Annotated in this window: 21 protein-coding genes and 1 pseudogene; 8 read left to right on the top strand and 14 right to left on the bottom strand. The window is 62.2% G+C overall.

The window, feature by feature from the left end; all coding sequences use genetic code 11:
- Positions 1 to 21 precede the first annotated feature (21 nt).
- Entirely contained in the window at positions 22 to 1,551 is a 1,530-nt protein-coding gene (locus tag OKW30_RS01955) for a CHAD domain-containing protein (protein ID WP_429345813.1), read from the bottom strand.
- A gap of 259 nt (positions 1,552 to 1,810) precedes the next feature.
- Here OKW30_RS01955 and OKW30_RS01950 point away from each other — a divergent pair, with 259 nt between their 5' ends.
- Entirely contained in the window at positions 1,811 to 2,368 is a 558-nt protein-coding gene (locus OKW30_RS01950) for a TetR/AcrR family transcriptional regulator (RefSeq protein WP_184069571.1), read from the top strand.
- A gap of 134 nt (positions 2,369 to 2,502) precedes the next feature.
- Positions 2,503 to 3,453, top strand: coding sequence for an alpha/beta fold hydrolase (locus OKW30_RS01945; RefSeq protein WP_184069573.1), 951 nt, complete (start codon positions 2,503 to 2,505; stop codon positions 3,451 to 3,453).
- 34 nt (positions 3,454 to 3,487) lie between these two features.
- Here OKW30_RS01945 and OKW30_RS01940 read toward each other — a convergent pair whose 3' ends face one another.
- Entirely contained in the window at positions 3,488 to 4,279 is a 792-nt protein-coding gene (locus OKW30_RS01940) for a DUF2182 domain-containing protein (RefSeq protein ID WP_184069715.1), read from the bottom strand.
- 2 nt (positions 4,280 to 4,281) lie between these two features.
- Positions 4,282 to 4,884, bottom strand: a complete 603-nt coding sequence (locus OKW30_RS01935; RefSeq protein ID WP_184069575.1) for a DUF1326 domain-containing protein — start codon at positions 4,882 to 4,884, stop codon at positions 4,282 to 4,284.
- Positions 4,885 to 5,227: 343 nt separating this feature from the next.
- Here OKW30_RS01935 and acnB point away from each other — a divergent pair, with 343 nt between their 5' ends.
- Positions 5,228 to 7,813: a bifunctional aconitate hydratase 2/2-methylisocitrate dehydratase gene (gene acnB / locus OKW30_RS01930; RefSeq protein WP_184069577.1), complete on the top strand. Its 2,586-nt coding sequence runs from the start codon at positions 5,228 to 5,230 to the stop codon at positions 7,811 to 7,813.
- 141 nt (positions 7,814 to 7,954) lie between these two features.
- Here acnB and OKW30_RS01925 read toward each other — a convergent pair whose 3' ends face one another.
- Together OKW30_RS01925 and OKW30_RS01920 are read right to left on the bottom strand one after the other, a co-directional pair.
- Positions 7,955 to 8,269, bottom strand: coding sequence for an alpha/beta hydrolase (locus OKW30_RS01925; RefSeq protein ID WP_311540091.1), 315 nt, complete (start codon positions 8,267 to 8,269; stop codon positions 7,955 to 7,957).
- A 572-nt stretch (positions 8,270 to 8,841) separates the two neighbouring features.
- The gene (locus OKW30_RS01920) at positions 8,842 to 9,933 is read right to left on the bottom strand and encodes a glycerophosphodiester phosphodiesterase (protein ID WP_311540086.1); all 1,092 of its coding nucleotides are present in this window, start codon (positions 9,931 to 9,933) and stop codon (positions 8,842 to 8,844) included.
- 428 nt (positions 9,934 to 10,361) lie between these two features.
- On the opposite strand from OKW30_RS01920, the gene OKW30_RS01915 reads away from it, so the two are divergent.
- Positions 10,362 to 10,730 (top strand): YciI family protein, encoded by a 369-nt coding sequence (locus OKW30_RS01915; RefSeq protein WP_184023933.1) that lies wholly within the window; start codon positions 10,362 to 10,364, stop codon positions 10,728 to 10,730.
- On the top strand, positions 10,727 to 11,995 hold the full coding sequence (locus OKW30_RS01910) for an RNA polymerase sigma factor (RefSeq protein WP_184069580.1): 1,269 nt from the start codon (positions 10,727 to 10,729) through the stop codon (positions 11,993 to 11,995). The genes OKW30_RS01915 and OKW30_RS01910 overlap by 4 nt, the downstream gene beginning before the upstream one ends.
- A 74-nt stretch (positions 11,996 to 12,069) precedes the next feature.
- On the opposite strand, the gene OKW30_RS01905 is transcribed toward OKW30_RS01910, so the two are convergent.
- The 4 genes from OKW30_RS01905 to OKW30_RS01890 form a co-directional block, all read right to left on the bottom strand.
- Positions 12,070 to 12,561: a lytic transglycosylase domain-containing protein gene (locus OKW30_RS01905; RefSeq protein WP_187626966.1), complete on the bottom strand. Its 492-nt coding sequence runs from the start codon at positions 12,559 to 12,561 to the stop codon at positions 12,070 to 12,072.
- Between the two features lie 23 nt (positions 12,562 to 12,584).
- Positions 12,585 to 12,923: a hypothetical protein gene (locus OKW30_RS01900; RefSeq protein WP_429345812.1), complete on the bottom strand. Its 339-nt coding sequence runs from the start codon at positions 12,921 to 12,923 to the stop codon at positions 12,585 to 12,587.
- A 4-nt stretch (positions 12,924 to 12,927) separates the two neighbouring features.
- On the bottom strand, positions 12,928 to 13,302 hold the full coding sequence (locus OKW30_RS01895; protein ID WP_184067907.1) for a hypothetical protein: 375 nt from the start codon (positions 13,300 to 13,302) through the stop codon (positions 12,928 to 12,930).
- 250 nt (positions 13,303 to 13,552) lie between these two features.
- Positions 13,553 to 14,167 carry a TetR/AcrR family transcriptional regulator gene (locus OKW30_RS01890; protein WP_187626968.1) on the bottom strand — a complete coding sequence of 205 codons (615 nt, stop codon included), beginning with the start codon at positions 14,165 to 14,167 and terminating at the stop codon, positions 13,553 to 13,555.
- Between the two features lie 84 nt (positions 14,168 to 14,251).
- Between OKW30_RS01890 and OKW30_RS01885 the strand changes: the two genes are divergently transcribed.
- Entirely contained in the window at positions 14,252 to 15,382 is a 1,131-nt protein-coding gene (locus OKW30_RS01885; protein ID WP_429345811.1) for an MBL fold metallo-hydrolase, read from the top strand.
- Between the two features lie 128 nt (positions 15,383 to 15,510).
- Here OKW30_RS01885 and OKW30_RS01880 read toward each other — a convergent pair whose 3' ends face one another.
- Positions 15,511 to 16,362 (bottom strand): LysR substrate-binding domain-containing protein, encoded by an 852-nt coding sequence (locus OKW30_RS01880; RefSeq protein ID WP_184069590.1) that lies wholly within the window; start codon positions 16,360 to 16,362, stop codon positions 15,511 to 15,513.
- A gap of 108 nt (positions 16,363 to 16,470) precedes the next feature.
- Between OKW30_RS01880 and OKW30_RS01875 the strand changes: the two genes are divergently transcribed.
- Positions 16,471 to 17,334, top strand: a complete 864-nt coding sequence (locus OKW30_RS01875; RefSeq protein WP_429345810.1) for an alpha/beta fold hydrolase — start codon at positions 16,471 to 16,473, stop codon at positions 17,332 to 17,334.
- Between the two features lie 44 nt (positions 17,335 to 17,378).
- On the opposite strand, the pseudogene OKW30_RS01870 reads toward OKW30_RS01875, so the two are convergent.
- Positions 17,379 to 17,921 (bottom strand): annotated as a pseudogene (locus OKW30_RS01870) (ABC transporter ATP-binding protein); the annotation flags it as partial.
- Between the two features lie 603 nt (positions 17,922 to 18,524).
- Between OKW30_RS01870 and OKW30_RS01865 the strand changes: the two are divergent.
- Positions 18,525 to 18,902 carry a DUF3022 domain-containing protein gene (locus tag OKW30_RS01865; RefSeq protein ID WP_184069594.1) on the top strand — a complete coding sequence of 126 codons (378 nt, stop codon included), beginning with the start codon at positions 18,525 to 18,527 and terminating at the stop codon, positions 18,900 to 18,902.
- A 119-nt stretch (positions 18,903 to 19,021) separates the two neighbouring features.
- Here the strand turns inward: OKW30_RS01865 and OKW30_RS01860 are convergent, their stop codons facing one another.
- From OKW30_RS01860 to phbB, 3 genes are all read right to left on the bottom strand, one after another.
- Complete coding sequence (locus OKW30_RS01860) at positions 19,022 to 19,276, bottom strand: hypothetical protein (protein ID WP_090810919.1); 255 nt, start codon at positions 19,274 to 19,276, stop codon at positions 19,022 to 19,024.
- A 181-nt stretch (positions 19,277 to 19,457) separates the two neighbouring features.
- Positions 19,458 to 19,724 carry a hypothetical protein gene (locus tag OKW30_RS01855; protein WP_184024008.1) on the bottom strand — a complete coding sequence of 89 codons (267 nt, stop codon included), beginning with the start codon at positions 19,722 to 19,724 and terminating at the stop codon, positions 19,458 to 19,460.
- A gap of 303 nt (positions 19,725 to 20,027) precedes the next feature.
- The gene (phbB, locus tag OKW30_RS01850; protein WP_184069596.1) at positions 20,028 to 20,771 is read right to left on the bottom strand and encodes an acetoacetyl-CoA reductase; all 744 of its coding nucleotides are present in this window, start codon (positions 20,769 to 20,771) and stop codon (positions 20,028 to 20,030) included.
- Between the last annotated feature and the right edge of the window lie 1,083 nt (positions 20,772 to 21,854).

The raw sequence follows: 21,854 nt of genomic DNA, 5'->3' as shown, positions 1-21,854 counted from the left end.
CATCGCGGTGAATTGTTCGCGTCAGTGCGGTGACGAAAGCAGTTTGAAGCGCTTCCACAGCTTCTTCAATGTCTGATGATCGGCAGCGACGCGTGACGCGAGGAAGCCGCGTGCGAAGGCCGCGCCCGAGGCGGCTTCCGGCGACGTTTTCAACAACGACTTCAGAAGCTGATCGGCGACGACGGCATCGTTGCGCCAGCCGAGATCATCCTGAAGCGCGGTGAGCGCGTCGACATAATGGCGAACGGCCTGCTTCGGGCATAGCGACGCAAAGAACTCGGTGGCGTATCGAACTTTTTTCGCCGCGATGCGGGCGCGGTGACGACGGTGATCGTCCAGATCGGCCAAACCCTTGCCACGTTTGATCAGTTTCTTGTGCCGACGACACAGGACATCGGCGGCGAATGACTTCACCGGGCCGTTGATTGCGTTGCGCTGTTCGTCGGACATCTCATCTCGCCAACCTTTGCGGTTCACCCAAAGCGCGAACTGGAGCGCGAGCCGCGTGTAGCGAACCGACTCGACCGCGGCAGCCGCGCGCTGCCGGTTGTTGACGGCAATCTGCTCGCAAGCCTTTCTGACGGGCCGGATCTCGTCCGCATTGCCGTCGGCGCCGGCATGGTCGAGCGTCGATCCCGCAAGCACTTCCCAGTCGCGCGCGCCACCGAGTTCCAAGGCAATCCAGCGCAACTCCTCGTCGAATCCGGACGAGGCGGGGATGACCTTCGCAAACAGGTCGAGAGCCGAACGCAAGCGACGAAGTCCCACGCGCATCTGATGGACGCTCGATGGATCGTGGCCCGACACGACGCCCCGTTCATTCGCGTGGACCTGGTCCAGACAGTTGCGCACAATCACGCAGAACGCATCCTCGACCGAATCGCGTTTGTTCAGTCGCACTGGTTGCGCTTTCACGGCCTCGGTGTGCTCGTCAATGAGCAGTGCATACCCGACATCTGCCTTGCTGCGATGATCGATACGCAGCGGCACAGTTTCGAGCATTTCCAGCGCGACGCGGTACAGCACATCCGGATTGCCCTGTTTCAGTTCCAGTTCCACCGCGGCGATCTGCACTGATCCAGAATCCGCCTCGACGCTTCCTTCGTCGAGAGCAAGCTCGAGTTCGTCTCCGGACGGCTGGCGCAGCACAAACGCTGACCGGTTGATCCGCGTGACGAACACCGGCTTCAGTTGGGCCGCAACGGTCTCGTCGCGAATCAGCTTTCCGCAGTCGCTGTCGTCGGGGATCTGGTCGTACAGCAGCGTCAGATCGGGCGCGTCGCTATTCACGGGCATCTCGAACTCGTCCCGCTCGAACAACCCCGCCTTGGCCGATCCTTCGCGCTTCAGCGTCTGGATTTTGTCGTTGCCGACGGTGCGCACGCGCAGCGAAGCCCCGCACCAGTGAAATGAAAAATCGGGCGTGTCGAAATAGGTGCTCGTCAGCAGGTGAGGCGTTCCCGCTGTGGCTTCTGATTGCGCAAGCATCGACGCGTTACGCAATTTGCCGAGATCTTCATTCGCAACGCGCAGCTTCAGCTCCCGTTCCATGCTGCCTCCGAAATGAGCACCAGACTGTCAGACTACACCGGATTGCCTGGAGCGCGTCACGGCCGATCGTCCCCAGCGGCCTCAGATAAAAGTCGTACACGGAAAAAGTGGATGAGACGGTGGACGAGCCTGGCGCGAATGCCTGAACACGTTGGGACATCTTGATTAGGAAATGATCATTTCCTATAATCGCCGTATGACTACACGCAACCATGCTGCCAGACAGCCACGTGCTCCAGGTCGTCCACGCGAATTCGAAATGGACGTCGCGCTGGACGGCGCAATCCAGATTTTTCGCGAGCGCGGTTATCAAGGGACGTCTCTTGGCGACCTTGGGTCCGCGATGGGGCTCACGGCCGGCAGTATCTACAAGGCGTTCGCCGATAAGCGAGCGGTATTCCTTGCCGCGCTCGAGCGCTACATCCATCTACGAAATGGCCAGTTGCAGAGCCTGCTCGACGCGGAGCAGACCGGCCGCGACAAGGTACGGGCCATTCTGCGGTTTTATGCTGAGTCTGCAATTGGCGAAGAGGGCAAGCGAGGCTGTCTCGTAGTCGGAAGTGCAGTCGACCTGCTGGCCTTCGATGATGAGGTCGCGAGTCATGTGGTCGCGTCTTTGCAGCGAACGGAGCGTCTGTTGTGTCGTTTGATCCGAGTGGGCCAGACAGACGGTTCGATCGCGTCCGCCGTGGATCCGGACGCTACCGGCCGCGCACTGCTGAGTCTGACGCAAGGTTTGAGAGTCGTCGGCAAAGTCGGGCGATCCCGGGCACACATGATGGCGGCGGCGGATCAGGCCATGCGTCTGCTGGACTAAGCACAGCAAGACATAGCATCGCATGACCTCCGCGTGCCGGTCACCCTATTAGGAAACGTCCATTTCCTAACATCATCCGCCAATGAGAAAAGCCGCTCAACGGTGTCATTCCTCAACGCAGAGGAGTTTCGTTCGTGAAAACACATCACTCGCCGGTACCATCAGGGAGTTCCGGAATCGTAAGCACGTTGCCAGTAGCAAGACCCGTTGCGGGGCTAGCAGGATTCGAGCACAAGTTCGCGACCGTCGACGGACTGAGGCTGCACTACGTCACCGGTGGAAACCCACAGGGCGACGTGGTCGTGTTGCTCGCGGGCTTTCCCGAGAGCTGGTTCGCCTGGCGCAAAGTGATGGGACTGCTTGCAAAGACCTACCGAGTCGTCGCACCGGACCTTCCCGGACAAGGTGATTCGGATCGTCCGATGGACGGCTACGACACACAAACCCTTGCGAGCCATGTTCACGGTTTGCTCCAGCAACTGGGGATGACCCGGTACTTTCTTGCAGCACACGACATTGGAGCGTGGGTGGCTTTTCCTTACGCCGTAATGTTCGGCGACGAGGTCCGGCGACTCGCGCTGCTGGATGCGGGGATCCCCGGCGTGACGTTGCCTGATGCGTTGCCGAGCGCGCCCGAGCGTGCATGGCGTACCTGGCATTTCGCATTTCACGGGCTACCGGACCTGCCGGAAGTGCTGCTCGCCGGCAAGGAACGTGAATACCTCGACTGGTTTTTGCGGCGAAAGGCGGCCAATCCCGATACTTTCACTGACGCCGATATCGATGAATATCTACGCATTCTCAAGAAAGACGGCGGCTTACGCGCGGGCCTTGCGTATTACCGGGCCGCGCATGTGTCCGCCCAACAGAATGCAGAACTGAAGCAACGAGGCATGCTCGACCTGCCACTGCTGACGCTCGGTTCCGATCAAGGTTCCATCGCCGATATGGCAACACCTTTGAGAGCCTTTTTCACCGACGTCCAAGGCCGCACCATCAGTCACTGCGGGCACTTCATTCCAGAAGAACAACCGCGCGCGGTCGCCGACGAACTCACCGCGTTCTTTGGAAGCGCAGAGGGGTAACGGGGCTACGTGGGCGCAAGATGCCGCGCATGGCTCAGGCGATGGGGGCGTGCTGTAGGACGATCCATGCGGACCACACAAGCAACGCAATGCCGAGCGGCTTGCCGATGGAGCTGCCCCAGCGGAAATTCTTCTCGGCCGACATGATCGCGCCCAGCGCCAGCATCCAGCCGACGCTGCCAGTGCCGACCGCGAACATCAGCAGCATCAGGGCCCAACAGCAGCCGATGCAGAAAGCGCCGTGACTGATGCCGAGCGCAAAGCTCTCGCGACGCGCGCTCCTGCCGCGCCAATGCTCGGTGATGAACATCAGCGGCGAGCGGCATTTGTCGAGACATCGGTGCTTGAGGCTGCTGAACTGATAAAGGCCCGCGAGCGCGACGATCGCGGCGCCGATCAGCCAGCCGTTTGCAAGCAAGCTCGCAGACTGGTCCGCGACCAGATGGAGCGCCGCGTCGAAGCCGTGCGCGAGCACGCCGAACAGCGCCCACATCGTCACATAACCGACGATCAGAAGCGCCATCAGCGTGCGCCGGTTTGCGCGCGCGACGGTCATCTGCCGAAAGGTGTCGAAGAGCGGGAAGGCGGTCGGGAGCATCATCGCCGCGATCATCAGCAGCCATGCGACGCTGTGCAGCAATGCCGCAATCGTGAGGCTCGCGCCGGGCACCTCACGGCATATCGTGCCGACGAGCGGCAGTTCGGCCCAACTCGCATGACGCAGAAAACGCGCATAGGGCCCCGCGTCCCATATCCATAACGCGATCCACGCGCTGCCCGTCAATGCGACGAAGAGCGGCGCGAACAGCCGCGAGCGTGCGAGCATCTTCACGACGCGAAGCTGAACGATCCCTGAATGGCGTTATGTCCGGTCAAGGCGAGGTCGAGATCGAGCTTTTCGTGCCGCAGGCGGAATGCGTTCGCCTTGCCGACGAAAGCAGGGGAGCCGGGTATCGTCGAAAAGATGCTTTCGACCAGTTTGGTCGGCTCGCCGGTCGGGCCGCGATAGGGCTCCAACTCGGCCTCGATGGCTTCGCCGACTTTCATCCTGCCCTTGCCGTCGACGACCGCGTATTCGATCGGCGCGCGTTCCACGGACACGACTTCGCCGATCAACTGCACGAGATCCGCGAGGGGGCCACCGCGCTCGCCACGGTGCACGCTAACCAGGGCGTCGAATTGCGCGTCGCTCGCGCGCTCGTCGACGAACATCGCGACGCGCCAGCCGCCTTTGAGCACGTTGCCGGGAATGAACGCCGCGAACGCGATCGTCAGGCCCGATACATCGACGCCGTCGATCATGCCTTGCTCGTAGTGGTACGCAAGCGCGCTGCGGCAAACGCCGTTATCGGGATCTTCCCCGATCCAGCATGGACACAGCACCTTGCATTCACACACTTCGAGGATGCTGCCCATCAGTTGATAGCTCATTCGCGCCTCCGCTGCCGGTTGGATCCGGCCGGGAAGAACATCGCCGGACATCCTCTGTTGTAGCCGTTAAGCGGGCAGGAATCAAAGTGTTCGGGGCACTGCGAATGATTGAAGCGGCTTACACAGTCGGTGCTTTTGCGGTGCAGGAGGGGGCGCGGAGTCAGATTGGCGGTCCTGAAGCGCGTGGCGCATCGACGATTTTCGCGCGCAACTCTTATATAAGACATAAGACATTTGACCTTGGATGGGTATTGCAATTAAAATCGCGATCGAAGCAGTGCCCGGCACAGCTTGGAGTGCCTTAAAAGCCTTTCCCTGAAACGCAAATACCAGCAGGTCCCCCATGCTTGAAAATTTTCGTGCTCACGTGGCCGCACGCGCCGCGCTCGGTATTCCTCCCCTGCCGCTGACGGCTCAGCAGACCGCCGAGCTGGTCGAACTCCTGACGAACCCGCCCGCCGGCGAAGAGCAGACGCTGCTCGACCTGATCACCAACCGCGTGCCCGCCGGTGTGGACGAAGCCGCCCGCGTGAAGGCAGGCTTCCTCGCCGCCGTGGCCAACGGCCAGACCGCCTGCGCGCTGATCTCGCGCGCCCGTGCCACCGAACTGCTCGGCACGATGCTGGGCGGCTACAACATCCAGCCGCTGATCGAACTGCTGTCCGACGCCGAAGTGGGCACCGTGGCCGCCGACGCGCTGAAGAAAACCCTGCTGATGTTCGACCAGTTCCACGACGTCAAGGAACTGGCCGACAAGGGCAGCGCCAATGCGAAGGCCGTGATGCAGAGCTGGGCCGACGCCGAATGGTTCACGAGCCGTCCGGAAGTGCCGCAAAGCCTGACCATCACCGTCTTCAAGGTGACGGGCGAAACCAATACCGACGACCTGTCGCCGGCCCCGGATGCGACCACCCGTCCGGACATCCCGCTGCACGCACTGGCAATGCTGAAGAACGCGCGTCCCGGTATCACCCCGGAAGAGGACGGCAAGCGCGGCCCGGTCAAGTTCATCGAGTCGCTGAAAGAAAAGGGCCACCTGGTCGCGTACGTGGGCGACGTGGTCGGCACCGGCTCCTCGCGCAAGTCGGCCACCAACTCGGTGCTGTGGTTCACGGGCGAAGACATCCCGTTCATCCCGAACAAGCGCTTCGGCGGCGTGTGCCTCGGCGGCAAGATCGCCCCGATCTTCTACAACACGATGGAAGACGCCGGCGCTCTGCCGATCGAACTCGACGTGTCGCAGATGGAAATGGGCGACGTGGTCGAACTGCGCCCGTACGAAGGCAAAGCCCTGAAGAACGGCGCAGTGATCGCCGAGTTCCAGGTCAAGTCCGACGTGCTGTTCGATGAAGTGCGCGCCGGCGGCCGCATTCCGCTGATCATCGGCCGCGGCCTGACCGCCAAGGCACGCGAAGCGCTGGGCCTCGCCCCGTCGACGCTGTTCCGCCTGCCGCAGCAGCCCGCCAACAGCGGCAAGGGCTTCTCGCTGGCGCAGAAGATGGTCGGCCGCGCTTGCGGTCTGCCGGAAGGCCAGGGCGTCCGTCCGGGCACGTACTGCGAACCGAAGATGACCTCGGTCGGCTCGCAGGACACCACGGGCCCGATGACCCGCGACGAACTGAAGGACCTGGCGTGCCTCGGCTTCTCGGCCGATCTCGTCATGCAGTCGTTCTGCCACACCGCCGCTTATCCGAAGCCGGTGGACGTCAAGACCCACCAGACGCTGCCGAACTTCATCAGCAACCGTGGCGGCATCGCGCTGCGCCCGGGCGACGGCGTGATCCACTCGTGGCTGAACCGCATGCTGTTGCCCGACACCGTGGGCACCGGCGGCGACTCGCACACGCGCTTCCCGATCGGCATCAGCTTCCCGGCCGGTTCGGGTCTGGTCGCCTTCGCGGCCGCCACCGGCACGATGCCGCTGGACATGCCGGAATCGGTGCTGGTCCGCTTCAAGGGCAAGATGCAGCCGGGCGTGACCCTGCGTGACCTCGTCAACGCAATCCCGCTGTACGCGATCAAGCAAGGCACGCTGACGGTTGCCAAGCAAGGCAAGAAGAACATCTTCTCCGGCCGCATTCTCGAAATCGAAGGCCTGCCCGATCTGAAGGTCGAGCAAGCGTTCGAACTGTCGGATGCTTCCGCCGAGCGCTCGGCCGCCGGTTGCACGGTGCACCTGAACAAGGAGCCGATCATCGAATACCTGAACAGCAACGTCACGCTGCTGAAGTGGATGATCGCCCAGGGCTACCAGGATCCGCGCAGCCTGCAGCGCCGCATCAAGGCGATGGAGCAGTGGCTGGCCGACCCGCAACTGCTGTCGCCGGATGCCGACGCCGAATACGCAGCCGTCATCGAGATCGATCTCGCCGACATCCACGAGCCGATCGTGGCCTGCCCGAACGATCCGGACGACGTGAAGACGCTGTCCGACGTAGCCGGCGCGAAGATCGACGAAGTGTTCATCGGCTCGTGCATGACCAACATCGGTCACTTCCGCGCCGCGTCGAAGCTGCTGGAAGGTAAGCGCGACATCCCGGTCAAGCTGTGGGTGGCCCCGCCGACCAAGATGGACCAGAAGCAGCTGACCGAGGAAGGCCATTACGGCGTCTTCGGCACGGCTGGTGCGCGTACCGAAATGCCGGGCTGCTCGCTGTGCATGGGCAATCAGGCGCAGGTGCGCGAAGGCGCGACGGTCATGTCGACGTCGACCCGTAACTTCCCGAACCGCCTCGGCAAGAACACGAACGTGTACCTCGGCTCGGCGGAACTGGCGGCGATCTGCTCACGCCTCGGCAAGATCCCGACCAAGGAAGAGTACATGGCCGACATGAGCGTGCTCAACGCCAACGGCGACAAGATCTATCAATACATGAACTTCGACCAGATCGAGGACTTCAAGGAAGTCGCCGACGCCGTGACGATGTAAGTGTGCTGTCGGACTACGGCGTGTGGTTCGCGTCGTAGCGCCAGAAATGGCGCCGTGGGCTGAATGCCTGCGGCGCCATTTTTTTTCGGCGTTCGAGTCGAGGTCCGCGCGGGCCAGCCTCGCCGGGATCGCAGAGGAATCTCAGGGCCTGGCGATAGCCGATCCGCATCGCAAGACAAACCCCGCGACCTGGTCCAACGCGTATCGGGCGCTTGCAAGCTCGTCGGTCGAGCGCTGGAACGCGTGATGGAGTCCCTCGTAGATTTCCAACTGCACCGTGTTTCCCCGCTGCGCAGCGGCAGCCGCGTAGCGCCGGGCGTCGTCGAGCAGTAGTTCGTCCGTACCGACCTGAATGGCGATCGGCGGCAGATGTGCGGGAACGTGGTACAGCGGCGACGCGCGTCGGTCCGCGGGATCGGCTGACCCAAGGTACGCGGCGGCGGCATCGGCGAGTATGGGTAGGGGTAAGGATTCGTGCGGAAATGCGTAACATCACCCGGAGAAGCTCGTCGTTCAAGCTTTTCGCCCGGATGCAGTTATGCAAACAACGAGTCTGGCAGCTGTCCCAATTGAAGCTGTCGAGAAAACTGCCCGCAGTGGCAAGCCCCGTCGGGCGGGATGTTGTCCCGTTCAAAGTAATCTTTAACTGGGACATCGTTTCGATCGTACGCATTTTCGCACGAATCCTTACCCCTACCCAGGCACCTTCAGTGTGCCAGTGTGGCCTTCGATGTCGCTGACGTTGTTCGAGTCCCCCTCGATATGGATGAGGGTGCAGGCTGCGCAGAAGACGGCGCATAGAACGATAAACAGACGGCGCATGGCGGACCTCGCTGTAAAGCGGCTTGACTGATCCGCCATATCACGCCGACCCTGCAGGGTCAACGCGAACTTAGTCCATCATCGGACGGAGTACAACGCACAGACGACCTTGAGCAGTTCTGAGTATCTGGAGCCGGGGAGGACCTCGATGCCTCCCGCCGCACCCACTTTTGACGGTTACCTAGACCTAGGTGTCGATAAAGCTCCTAAGGTTTCGCGACTGGCGAAGGCAACGCGATACCGCGCGAAGCCATCACTCGACGCAGAACATCCGGATAGTCGGTGATCAATCCATCTACCTTCGCATCGATCAGATAGTTCATCGTTGCGGGGGCATCGACCGTCCACGGAATGACTTTCATTCCCGCAGCGTGAGCGCGGGCAACCAGTTCTGGCGTTGTATAAGGAACGTATCCCTCTTGGCCGTACACACCGTTTTGCGGGTCGCCCGCGACCGGCGATATCGCATCGGCGCCGAACGAGGCAGCGGCCTTAACAAGATCACCACCGAATTGCGGGTCATCGATATCGATCCCTCCAAGCCATGGCGAGGCCCCGGGGACTCCGACCTGAAGGAACTGTTGACCATTGGTAAGTGCGACAATCGGGAGGGTCGGTTCGAGCTTACGGACCAGCATCAGTGCCCCCCAGTCAAAACTCTGAATGGTGATCTGGCGCGTGAGTCCTGAAGCACGGATCTCGTCCAGCACCGTACGCACGAATATGTCGCGCGGCGCAGTTTCGGATGGCGCTCCAGCTTCCACCTTGATTTCAACGTTCATCATGACCTGATCCGCCTTATACGACTTCACAAGATCGAATACTTCCCGCAACGTAGGCATCCGAGCTCCCGGTTCCAGTCGCTGAGTGGGGAAGTCGCTTTGTCTGAGCGAGCCGCAATCCAGCGTCTTGACCTGGGCGAGAGTCAACTCCTTGATATAACGTCCGACGTAGGGGTACAGAGGATCACCCTGCGTAACAGGCCCAGTGTCCAGGCATTTGTTTTTCGAGACCTGACGGTCGTGGGTGACTACCGCGATGCCGTCACTGGTAATTTGCGTGTCGAGTTCGAGTGTGGTGACACCGGTCTCCAGTCCGCTCGCAAACGATTGCAGCGTACTTTCCACAACAAGGCCCAGACCTCCGCGGTGCGCCTGCAAGTCGAACTGGCGCGGCTGGAAAAACAGATGCTGCGTGGGATCAACCGAGGCGACTTTGTCACTGCCACCACCGCAACCGCCTAGCAATGCCGACACGGCACAGACGAACAATCCCCGCTTGATATTACTTTTTGTCACGACTGGGCTCCCTTAAAAGAAGCCGGGAGTTTCCGTTATGATTATGTAATATATATTATGAGATGAAAGAATTGAGGCGTCGCTGCAGTTCCGTAGCGGCTTGGGTAGGGGTAAGGATTCGTGCGAAAATGCGTACGATCGAAACGATGTCCCAGTTAAAGATTACTTTGAACGGGACAACATCCCGCCCGACGGGGCTTGCCACTGCGGGCAGTTTTCTCGACAGCTTCAATGGGGACAGCTGCCAGACTCGTTGTTTGCATAACTGCATCCGGGCGAAAAGCTTGAACGACGAGCTTCTCCGGGTGATGTTACGCATTTCCGCACGAATCCTTACCCCTACCCCTGTCCGTCAGCATACGGCCCGCGCGTCATTGTGATGGCGGCCGATGCAATTCATCCGCCTCAACCTCATGACGGAGGCTCAAATGGAATACCTGTTGATGATCTACTCGGAAGAAAACGGCTGGAACAAGATGACCGAAAGCGAGCGGCAGCAAGGCGTTGCCGCCTATCACGCGTACACCGAATCGTTGAAGAAAGCGGGGGCTCTGGTGGGGGCCAACCGGCTGCAGCACACGAACACGGCCACCACGGTGCGGCTCGTCGACGGCAAGCCGCAGGTGCTCGATGGACCGTATTCCGATTCGAAGGAGCAACTCGCCGGCTACTACCTGATCGACGTGCCGAACCTCGACGCGGCGATGTCGTGGGCGTCGCGTTGTCCCGGCGCGGCGCACGGCGTCATGGAGGTGCGCCCGGTCTGGACCGCCCCTTACGAGGCACCCACTGCATGAGTGCGTCCGGCGGCGCCCCTGGCGATGACGGCGCCGCGCGTTCGATTGCCGAGGCGGTCGCTCGCCGCAGCTACGGCAAGCTCGTCGCGCTGCTGGCAATGCGCACGCGCGACGTCGCCGCAGCCGAGGACGCGCTCGCCGACGCATTCGCGGCCGCGCTCGCGGACTGGCCGGAGCACGGCTGTCCCGCGAGTCCGGAAGCGTGGCTGATGACGGTCGCGCGCCGCCGGGCGATCGACGGCGCGCGTCATCGCCAGGTCGGCGACGACGTGGCGAACCAACTGATGATCCTCGCCGACGAGATCGACGAGAGTGAGGCAGGCGCGTTGCCCGACCGGCGGCTTGCGCTGCTGTTCGCGTGCACGCACCCTGCGCTAGAGGCCGCGATACGGACGCCGCTGATGCTGCAAGTGGTGTTGGGGCTGGAAGCGAAGACGATTGCGTCGGCGTTCCTGATGTCGCCCGCCGCGATGAGCAAACGTCTCGTGCGGGCGAAGACCAAGATCCGCGAAGCGGGCATTCCGTTCAGCGTGCCCGAGCGCAAGGAGCTGCCGGGCCGGCTCGACGCGGTGCTCGAAGCGGTCTATGCGGCGTATGCGGAAGGTTGGACGGACCCGGTCGGCGGCGATACCGAGCGACGCGACCTCGCGGACGAGGCGCTGTATCTCGCGCAACTGCTCGTCGAGTTGCTTCCCGACGAACCGGAGACGTTGGGCCTGCTCGCGCTGATGCTGTTTGCACAGGCGCGACGTGATGCGCGACGCGATGCGGCTGGCGACTACGTGCCGCTGTCGGCCCAGGACCCTGCAACGTGGAACGCGCCGATGATCGAGGCGGCGAACGCACTGCTGCGGCGCGCGAACGCGCTCAACGCAATCGGGCGCTTTCAGCTCGAGGCCGCGCTGCAGTCGGCGCATGTGGATCGCTGCCGGACGCGTCGCCCGAACTGGGACGAAATCGTGCAGATCTACGATGGGCTGTTCGCCATTGCGGCGTCGCCGGTGGTCGCCGTGAACCGTGCGCTTGCCGTGGCCGAACGCGACGGCCCGCAGGCGGCGCTCGACGCACTTGCAACGTATGCGGACGACCCGCGGCTGGCCGACTACCAGCCCTACTGGGCCGCACGCGCCAATTTGCTCGCGCGTGCCGGCGCGACTGCGCAAGCACTCGACGCGTACGATCTGGCAATCGGCCTTGAGCGTGATCCGGCCGTGCGCCGGTTCCTGCAGCGCAAGCGAATGGAGCTTGCATCGACGAGCAGTTAGCGGAGCGGGTTGCGTTTGCCTGCTTCGCCAGGTCGGGCGTGGCGGCTTTGCCCCGACAGGCCTGCGCCTGAACCTCACCGCTCCGGCTGCAACAGCCCCCAGCTCACGAGAATCGCCTGGATGCTGCGCGCGTAGGCGTCGCGCTCGTGCGGCGATTCCGAGTGATACGCTCCGATTGCGCGCCATGTGTTGCCGTATCGCACCATCTTCTGCTTGAGCAGCCAGGCGGCCACGAAGATATTCACGCACGGGTCCGTGAGCGCGCGGTGCGGAATGCCCCGGCTCTCGAGTTCCGGAAAGTGGATCGAATTGATCTGCAATTGTCCCACGTCGATCGAACCGTTGGCGTTGCGGTTGATGGCGGTCGCGTCGCCTTTCGATTCGCGCCATGCCACGGCGCGCAGCACGTGCGGATTGACGCCCTGGTAAGCGCCGGCCTTGTCGAAGCAATCGTCGGCGGACGGGGCCGCTTGCGCGGCCGAATTGCCGAGCGCCAGCAGCGCCGCCCAGGCGCATATGGCCCACGACCGCAAAGGGCGGAAGGCGTTGGTCTTGTGCTGGTCCACGGGTCGGAGCTCCAGGTCCTGCTTTACTGCGCCAGCGCGGAATCGAGCTGCCGCTCGATGTCCGTGAGATAGGTGCGCGACGCATCGGAGACGACGAGGCGCGGCGTCGGCATCGCGCAGCGGCAATCGTGCTGGTGCGTCTTCTTCTTGTTGTGCGACGTCGAGCGCGGCGCGGGAAGGTCGTCGTCGTCCCCGGTGGAGGGCGGCAGCATGGCGAGCGTGGGCAGCGGCGGGTAGACCTTGTCCGCAGAGGCTGTGGTGGCAGTGCTGGCCGCAGTTGCAGGCGCGCTGGCAGCGGGCTGGCCCGCCCATGTGGCCGAACTTAAGCATAGCGATGCCGCGGCGAAAGCAATCAGGCGCATCGTGTCAGCTCCCCGCATGCAGCGGCTGGATCGAGACGCTGTACGTCTGGTTCGCGCCGGTCGTAAGGTTTTCGAGCGTGGGTTTGAGCCCCTGCTGCGGCACGCCCCGCCAGATCGCCTGGTTGATGTACTTGAAGTCCTGGCCCAGCGCCGTTACGCGGATCACAGTGGGCTGCTTCTGCGCGGCAGCGAGCGCACCCGCCTTGGCGAGGACCGTAGTCAGTTGCGGATCGCGCGCGCCGAGTGCATCGGCGGGAATGTCGAACTTCATGATCACGTCCGACACCGCAGGTTTCTCGGCTTGAGCCGTATTGGGCTGCTGCAGTTGTGCGCAGCCTGTTACAAACATTACGGCAAGTAAGAGCACAACGCGCGTCACGTCGGGGTCTCCAAAGTTTCGTAGCGATGTACGCGTTTTCGGCTTGGGATGCTGAGACTTGATACCTGGCGGCAAACGTTTGCGAAAAAGAAAGAGTTCGCTCTCGCGGCGCCGCTTCCCGGAAAGTTGCTGCGTGCCCCTCCGTCTTCGAGCAAAGAACTTCTTGCCCTGTCGGGTACAGCCACAGCGATTGCTACGCGTAGGCTCGTCGGGACGCGATCGACGTGACGCCCCAACCCGGCAAACCAACTCACGCATACCGCGCGAGAAACATATCCGCCGCCGCCTCCGCGATGCGCTTCTGCTCCTTGGCATCGAGCGGCACTTGCCCCATCGCCACTTGCGGCCAGAAGGCAAAAGCCTTCACGAGCCCCTGCAACTGCAGTGCCGCGAAGACGGGGTCATCGGTCTTGATGCGGCCGTCCGCGGCGGCCGCCCGGACCCACGCCGTCAGATCCTCCTCGCGTTCCCCCATGCGAGCGACCATGTCCCGCGCGCGCTCCGGTGAATGTATGCCAGCCGCGATCGCCACCCGGGCAAGCGACAAAAAGGACTCGTCGTGAAGCAGCCGCAGCTTGCGCTTCAGCAGATCGAGCAACTGCGCGCGCAACGGTTGGTCAGCACGATAAGAGGGTGCATCGCCGTCATGGCTCGCGTCCCACAGCTGATGGAGAATCGCCGCGAAAAGCGCTTCCTTGCTCGGGAAATGGTTATAGACCGTGCGCTTCGAGACGTTCGCGCGGGCGGCGATACGGTCCATGCTGGTAGCGTCGTAGCCGGCCGCGAGGAATTCCTCGATCGCGGCAGCGACGATCGCGACGCGCTTTCGGTCAGTCAGACGTTGGGGGCGGGCACAGGATTCCATCCAACGATTTTACACTGAGCAGTTTACTTTTCTTTAAGATAATCTACACTGCCGAGTGTACATTTTCTTCGGAAGGTCAACTTCATGACGTCGCTTCCCGCCCTGGTCCGCCGAATGCTCGGCGTGAACGCCGCACAACGCAGCCGCGCGAGGTTCAGCCTGTCGCCGCAGCATGACGGCGAGCGCTTTCGCAACGTCAAGCCGCGTCCGGCGGAAAGCCTGCGCAAAACGCTCGGCCTCGCGTGGACGATGCTGTTCAACAAGCCGAGCGGCACCGTGCCGGCCGACGCATTGCCGGTCGAAACGCTGACGCGCGCGCAACTCGACGCGGCGCCCGACCGCAGCCTGTACCGGCTCGGTCATTCGACGATGCTGCTGAAGTTGCGCGGCAAGTTCTGGCTGACCGATCCCGTGTTCGCCGAGCGGGTGTCTCCGTTCCGCAATCTCGGTCCGAAGCGCTTTCATGCGCCGCCGATCTCGCTCGACGATTTGCCGCCGCTGCACGGCGTGATCCTGTCGCACGATCACTACGACCATCTCGACCGCGAAACCGTGCTGATACTGGCGCAGCGTACCGAGGTGTTTTTGACGCCGCTTGGGGTCGGCGACCGGCTCATCGAATGGGGTATCGACGCGGCAAAGGTCCGGCAGTTCGACTGGTGGCAGGGCACGGAGGTCGAGGGCATCGAGTTCACCGCGACGCCCGCGCAGCACTTCTCCGGGCGCAGCCTGTTCGACGGCAACAGGACGTTGTGGGCGTCGTGGGTGATCGTCGATCACGATTTGCGCGTGTTTTTCAGCGGCGACACCGGTTACTTCGAGGGTTTCAGCGCGATCGGCGAGCGCCTCGGACCATTCGACGTCACGTTGATCGAAACCGGCGCGTACGACGCGATGTGGCCATACGTCCATATGCAGCCCGAAGAAACCGTGCAGGCGCATATCGACCTGCGCGGCCGCTGGCTCGTGCCGATCCATAACGGCACCTTCGACCTCGCGATGCATCGCTGGCAGGAGCCGTTCGAAAGGGTGACGGGGCTGGCGCTCGCGCGCGGCGTCGCGCTGTCGACACCGCGCATGGGCGAGCGGCTCGATCTGACCGCGGTGCATCGCGGCGAACGCTGGTGGCGCGACGTTGCGCAAACCGTCGCTGCGCCGAAGGCGTCGTGGCGGATGTGCGCGTCGCGTGGAGTTCGGGAAGGGGAGTCGTCCTGAGATCGTTGGCACGGCCACGTTTTTCGGCGGTGGTCGGCATCCGTCACAAGTGCTGATTGCTGGCCTGAATCGTCCGGCCGTATTTGGACGGCCGGTCCGCATGACGCCCGCAACCGTCGATCTGCGGGTTAATTCTTCAGGTCGGCGAGAATGCGTTCCGCGAGAAAATCGCACACAGGTCGTTTCGAAGCGGCACTTCGCGCCAGCACGACTTCAAGCGTGCCGATTTCCGGCAGGCCGTTCGCGGTTCCCAGCAGCGAGAAGTGAGCCGGTACCGCGCACTTGGCCAAAGGGGTCACCGCGAGTCCGGCCTCGGCCATCGTCAGCAGACCCAGCAGACTCGGACTTTCATACGAGGTTCGATACGTGATGCGCGCGCGCTCCAGGCTCCGGATGGCTTTCTCCCGCGCGACGCTGCCGGGCAAAAACACGGCGATGGGCAAGGGCCTTTCACGCCAGATCTCGGTCGCGCCTGGCGCGGCGGCCCAGACCATCGGTTCGTGACGCAGGAACTCGCCGTGCAATCCTTTCACGCGCGTCGCGCAGACGAGATCGACCGTGCCGTCTTTCAACATGGGCTCGAGAGCGACGCTTGGCAGGCCCACTACCTGAATCTCCACCTTCGGATAGGTCGCCGAGAATTTCTTGAGGATCGGCGGGAACAGTGACGTCGCATAGTCGTCAGGCACGCCGATCACCACGCGTCCGGTCACGTCGGGCCGTACCACCGCTGCCCACGCTTCGTCGCGCAGGGCGATCATCCGCCGCGCGTAGGTCAACAGCATTTCGCCGTCCTGCGTCGGCACCACGCTGCGAGGCTTGCGCACGAAAAGCGCCTTGCCGAGCGCCGTCTCGAGCGTCTTGATCTGCATGCTCACTGCCGATTGCGAACGATGCACGACCTGCGCCGCGCGACTGATCGTGCCGGCGTCCGCGACCGCGATGATCATGGACAGCACGTCCAGATCGAGCGCTTTCATTTCCGTTGCCATGATGGTTGATATCAGAAAAGTAGATCGATTCCATCAATATTATGCGATTTTCTTTTGCGAGCACACCCTCGATAGTGGCGCCAAAGGAGCCCTGTGATGAATGCACGTACCAGCCCATCGATTCTGGCCTCGGCCTTTGGCGCGTCCGCGCCATCGTTTGTGACCACCGCATCGAGTCTTGCGATACCGTATGTCGAGTCCGGGCGCGGCGAGCCGATGGTGTTCGTGCACGGCTCGCTTTGCGACTATCGCTATTGGGACGCCCAGATGGCCTCCCTGTCGGGCCGGTTTCGCTGCTTCGCGCCGAGCTTGAGCCATTACTGGCCCGAGATCGATGCATTTGGACACAGCGACTTCAGTTGGGAGGCGCACGTCGAGGAAATTGCCGGATTCATCACGGCGCTCGACCTTGCTCCCGTTCATCTGGTCGGTCACTCGCGGGGTGGGTGCGTGGCTTTCCATCTCGCGCGCGAATTTCCGCGCCTCGTGAAAACGCTGACGCTAGCCGATCCCGGCGGCCCGCTGCAAACCGAACCGAGGGGGCAGCCCGCGTTCATGCCGCCGGCGACCAACGTGTTGCGCGCACGGGTCGCGGAACTGATCGAGCGGGGCGAGTTCGACGCCGGCTTGTCGATGTTCGTCGACTCGGTGAGCATGCCGGGGTTCTGGAACAAAAGCCCGGAGAGCTTTCGTCGCATGGCGCTCGACAACGCGCTCACGCTGCCAAAGCAGTTGCTCGATCCGCTTCCCGCCTATACGCCGGGAGTCGCGCGCGATATCAAGTGCCGTACGTTGTTGATCGACGGCCAGAAAAGTCCCCGTATGTTCCGCAATACGGTCGACAAGCTCGAACAGTGGATCGAGTTTGCCGAACGCGAAACGATCGACGGTGCGTCGCATGGGATGAATGTCGCGAGACCGGATGCGTTCAACAGGGCGGTAGCGACTTTCGCGGCGTAGCCCGGTTGACGGGAGAGTGCTCCGGCGTGCACGCTGGTTTTCCCGGCCAGCAAGGTATCGATCTTGTGATCCTGGGCCAGCAACTCGGCCGCCGTACTCGAATGAACGACCGAGCCGCGCTCGAGCACCACGGCGTTGTGCGTGATGCCCAGCGCCTTGCGCGCGTTCTGCTCGACCAGAATCACTGAGAGGCCTTCGCGGATGATCTCCGAGAGGATGCGCATCAAGTCCTGCACGATAATCGGCGCGAGGCCCTCGAGCGGCTCGTCGAGCAGCAGCACCTTGGGATTGAGCATCAGCGCGCGGCCGATGGCCAACATCTGCTGCTCGCCGCCGGAGAGCTGGTTGCCCATATTGGCGCGGCGCTCCTGCAGGCGCGGGAACATCCGGTAGATGCGAGCCAGATCCCACGGACCGGACACGGCGATCGACGTCAGGTTCTCTTCGACCGTCAGCGACTTGAAGATATTGCGTTCCTGCGGTACCCAGCCGATGCCGGCCGGCGCGCGCCGGTGCGGCTTGAATGCGGTGACGTCCTTGCCATCGAGCCAGATCCGTCCGCTAAAACGACGCGTGTGACCGACGATGCCAGCCTTGAAGGCTTCCGCGAGCGGGCGTGTGATGCTGCGTGTGATCACCCAGCCGAAACCAACGCTCATGGCAAGGACCGCCGCGCCCAGGCAGGCCAATATCAAACAGCTCTTCTGGGCGATGTCCGTGATGGCGGCGGTGGCCATCGTTGTCCCGGCGACCTGAAACTGGTTGATGTCCTCGAGTGTCGCCGTGTAACCGATGTAGATCGTCAGCAGCTCCTCGTTCAGGGTTTGGATAGCCTGACTACGGAGGCCTTCGGCTTGCAACCCGACGATCTGTTCGACGGCACGGTCGGAGTCCGCGCTTTGCTTCACGAGCCGCGCGCCCACTTCGGGACGCGCCAGCGATTTCGACGGCTTCAGCCGAAGCACGCTGCCTCTTCATCGGGCGGCCAACGGCAGCCGGACACAGTTCTTGCTCGCGTATTCATCGATTCATCAATTCGGCGGGGCCAGGCGCAAAGCCGGCACGCATAGTGCTGACACGCGAGCGCCGTCGTGCCAGCGGGCGACTCGGGCGCAGCGTCGAGCGAACCCGCGGTCACGACGACGCCCGATCCCACACAACCGGGCCCTCGACCGCAAGGAGGACTTTCAATGAAAGACATCGATCTGAACCAGCGCGTAGAAGAAATCGAACTGGCTCTTTCCACACTATTCGAGTCGCCGAAGGCGCCCGCGATCAGCAGCTACGACGACGGCCGGACGTTCTTCATCCAGGCCTCCTGGGTCGTCGAGTCACATGGCGACACGACGCTGGATGCGCGATGCGTGTTCACACTCCACTTTTCGGATTCGCAGATTCAGCGTTACGCGCAGATGGACACGGCACAACGTATCCTCGTGCGCGAACGCCTCTGCCAAATGGTCCGCGATCGACTCCGAGCGGAAGGCGGTGAGCTGCCCTTGCGGGGAGAGTGCGCCGAAGACCTGCATGTGGAGGATCGGCTGCTGGATGTCGACGATCAGCTCTGATCCATCGCGGACGGCGTACGTCCGCGGCTTGGCGATTGGCTGTCCGAGCCGGCGGCCGCCTGCCAATCGAGTTGCGCCCGAATCTCCACGATGTAGCGAGGTCGAAAAGTGAACAGGCCCTAGCACGATTCTTCGCTTGGGACCGGGGGCGGGAGCGACTCGAGCAACTTCACGAGCCTTGCCTGCTGCTGCGGAGTCAGTCCTTGAGTAGCGCTCACCTGCTGAACACGCGCGCGCCAGTAGGTCCGGCTGAACAGCGAATCCGCGCCATCGGAGGACAGGATCCGTTCGAGATGGGAAATCGCATCTCCAGCGGTCAGGGGTGTATAGGGGCTCTCCCTGTCCGGGGGCCCTTTCTTGATTGTTGTTTTCATCCACTCCTCTCAGGTGGTGAGCGGCTGGGTCCGGTCGTATACGTCCGACTTCAATTGGCCGGTTCGTGCCAAACAACCCATGCGGGGCGCGCACCCGTCAGCTACCTGGCGGGCCAGGTAGCATGACGCGCGCGGGGTCGCGTGGCGACGCGACCCATTGCAAGCGGCACGGCCCCGGCGTTCAGCAAAGCTCCGCGGCGGCCACCCAAGGCATCGTCTCGAACTGCCTGAGAACGGTGTGCAGCGATCCGGAGAGCCTGTCGGCAAACGCGATCGTCATGTCTTCGACGTCACGTTTACGGTTGCTCGTAATCCGTACGTCCTCGATGGCATCTGCGACCGGCATCAATACCTGCCACACTGCGGCGACCCGCATGCAGCCGCGCCTCGCACGAACCGTAATCTGATGGCCTGTGGCCTTTAGTTGTCCGGTGGTTTCCGGTGTCATTCTTCAGCCCTCTCGATGTATCTGATTTGTTACTGGCACGAACGATGCACCTACATTCGCCCGCGCGGTTGATGCCACCACTCATGTTGATCCAGATGTCGTAGCAGTCGTGCCCGTCTGCGCTCACGGCGATAGTGATCAATCACCATCAGCATTGCGATGCCGAGGGACGAGCCCCCAATGATCAGGCCCATCCAGGTCTCACTCATGACACGTTCCTCTCATGGAAGCACAGCGGTGTTGCGTGAATGGTTCACGCCGTTTCGTCCGATGTTCCGGGGCGTACCGGCGCGGTGTGTCGCGTTACTGCATGTGCTGGCCGCCGTTGATCGCGATATTGGAGCCGGTCACGAAGCCGGCATCGTCCGAGCAGAGATAGAGCACGAGCGCCGCGACTTCCTCGGGCTTGCCGAGACGGCCCATTGGGATATGCGGCAGGACCTTCGTATCGAGGATCTCCTGTGGAATCGCGGTGACCATCCTGGTGGCCAGGTAGCCCGGCGAAATCGTGTTGACGGTGACCCCTTTGCGTGCCACTTCCAGTGCTAGCGACTTGGTGAAGCCGTGCATGCCGGCCTTGGCCGCGGCGTAGTTGGTCTGGCCGACCGAGCCTTTTGAACCGTTGACGGACGAAATATTGACGATGCGCCCCCAGCCTCGTGCGACCATCTCTTCGCACAGCGGCTTGGTCATGTTGAAGACCGAATCGAGGTTCGTGCGAATGACCGCATCCCAGTTCACCTTGTCCATCTTCCTGAGAGTCATGTCCTGGGTGATCCCCGCGTTGTTGACCAGGATGTCGACCGGGCCGACCTCCGCCCGAATCTTGTCCGCGCAACGCTGGCATGAGTCGTAGTCGGCCACATCGACCGGGTAAGCGCGGAAGCTCCGGCCCTGAGTTTCCATGTCAGCCAGCCATTTGTCCGCACCGGTGTTGTTCGGCGAGTGCGTGACTACCACCGCATACCCTGCGTCGTGCAGTTTCGTACTGATCGCTTCTCCAAGGCCGCCCATGCCGCCCGTTACTACTACGATTCGTTTCGTCATCCTTTCCATCCGTGATCGTAACGTCTGCGAGGATCGTGAATACCCAATGGCCGTCTCGCATACCCGCCATCGCTTTGCCACAATGCGCTGCCGCCTCCAGCGTCGAGGGAGGAACGGCTGCGGCATTGATTGAACTGCGCGGGTTTTTACAGGCTTGTGGTATTGCGCGAATGGAGCCGGGTGCGTCAGCTCGCGGCGATATGCCGCGCCGGCGCACTGCTCAAAGATTCCAGATGCCCCGAATGGTGTTTCTCGCCTGCCGGTTCAGGGCGGCGAGTTTCTGTGCCCTTCAAACGCTTCGCTGGCGAGCGAAAGAAAAATCGACGCATTCGTTCGGCAGAATTTCAGCAAAACTTCGGACGAAAGGTCTTTCATTGCTTCTCCCTGAATTGAATTCGAACCCGCTTGCCCCGGAGACGACATGCGCAATGAATGTGCTCGGTCGGAGAGGATTCCGGAGCAAAAGTGTTATAAGTAAGACTAAATAAACACCACAAAACCAGTTCGGCCCGGATCGCACTTCTGATCGTCGGTATTCAACAGTCGAATGACGACACGGTGTCCATCATCGGGTCGCGGCCGATCGGTTGGCCATAACCCTCGTCAGTCCTGCCGTGCCACTGACCGGATGCTTCGCCCTCTATTTCAACTGTCATGAAATGACATAACAATCGATTTTAGAAGGTTAATTCTAACTTCGAAATGTTAAATTTTTGAGAAGAAAGGCTAGGTGAATACCCCTATCCAGAAAGGTCGGCTGTCAGGGGCGTAGTCGAGCTAAGTCGACGTTTGAACGTCCGAACGAAGGACGCGAATGGCCAGCGATGATGAGTGCGCTCTCCGATTGCTTCGCAGAGCACCCCAACAATGTCACGAAAATGGCCGAAATGACAGGACACTGCAGTGAGCACCACCGGATGCATCATTGCATATTATGCAAGAAAAGGACAATTCAGCCGACCCTGTCAGACACTCCTGCCTGGGCCCGGCCGGCTCGCTGCACGAGGGGGCGGCTGCCCAGGCAGCGTCGCTCGTCCGCGGCGCGTGCTGTAGAGAAGGGCGAACGCTGCGGCGCGGCACGCA

Source organism: Paraburkholderia sp. Clong3 (assembly GCF_050436485.1).
Classification (GTDB): domain Bacteria; phylum Pseudomonadota; class Gammaproteobacteria; order Burkholderiales; family Burkholderiaceae; genus Paraburkholderia; species Paraburkholderia tuberum.
Note: the sequence above shows the minus strand (reverse complement) of the source record. Positions and strands in the feature narration are given on the sequence as shown.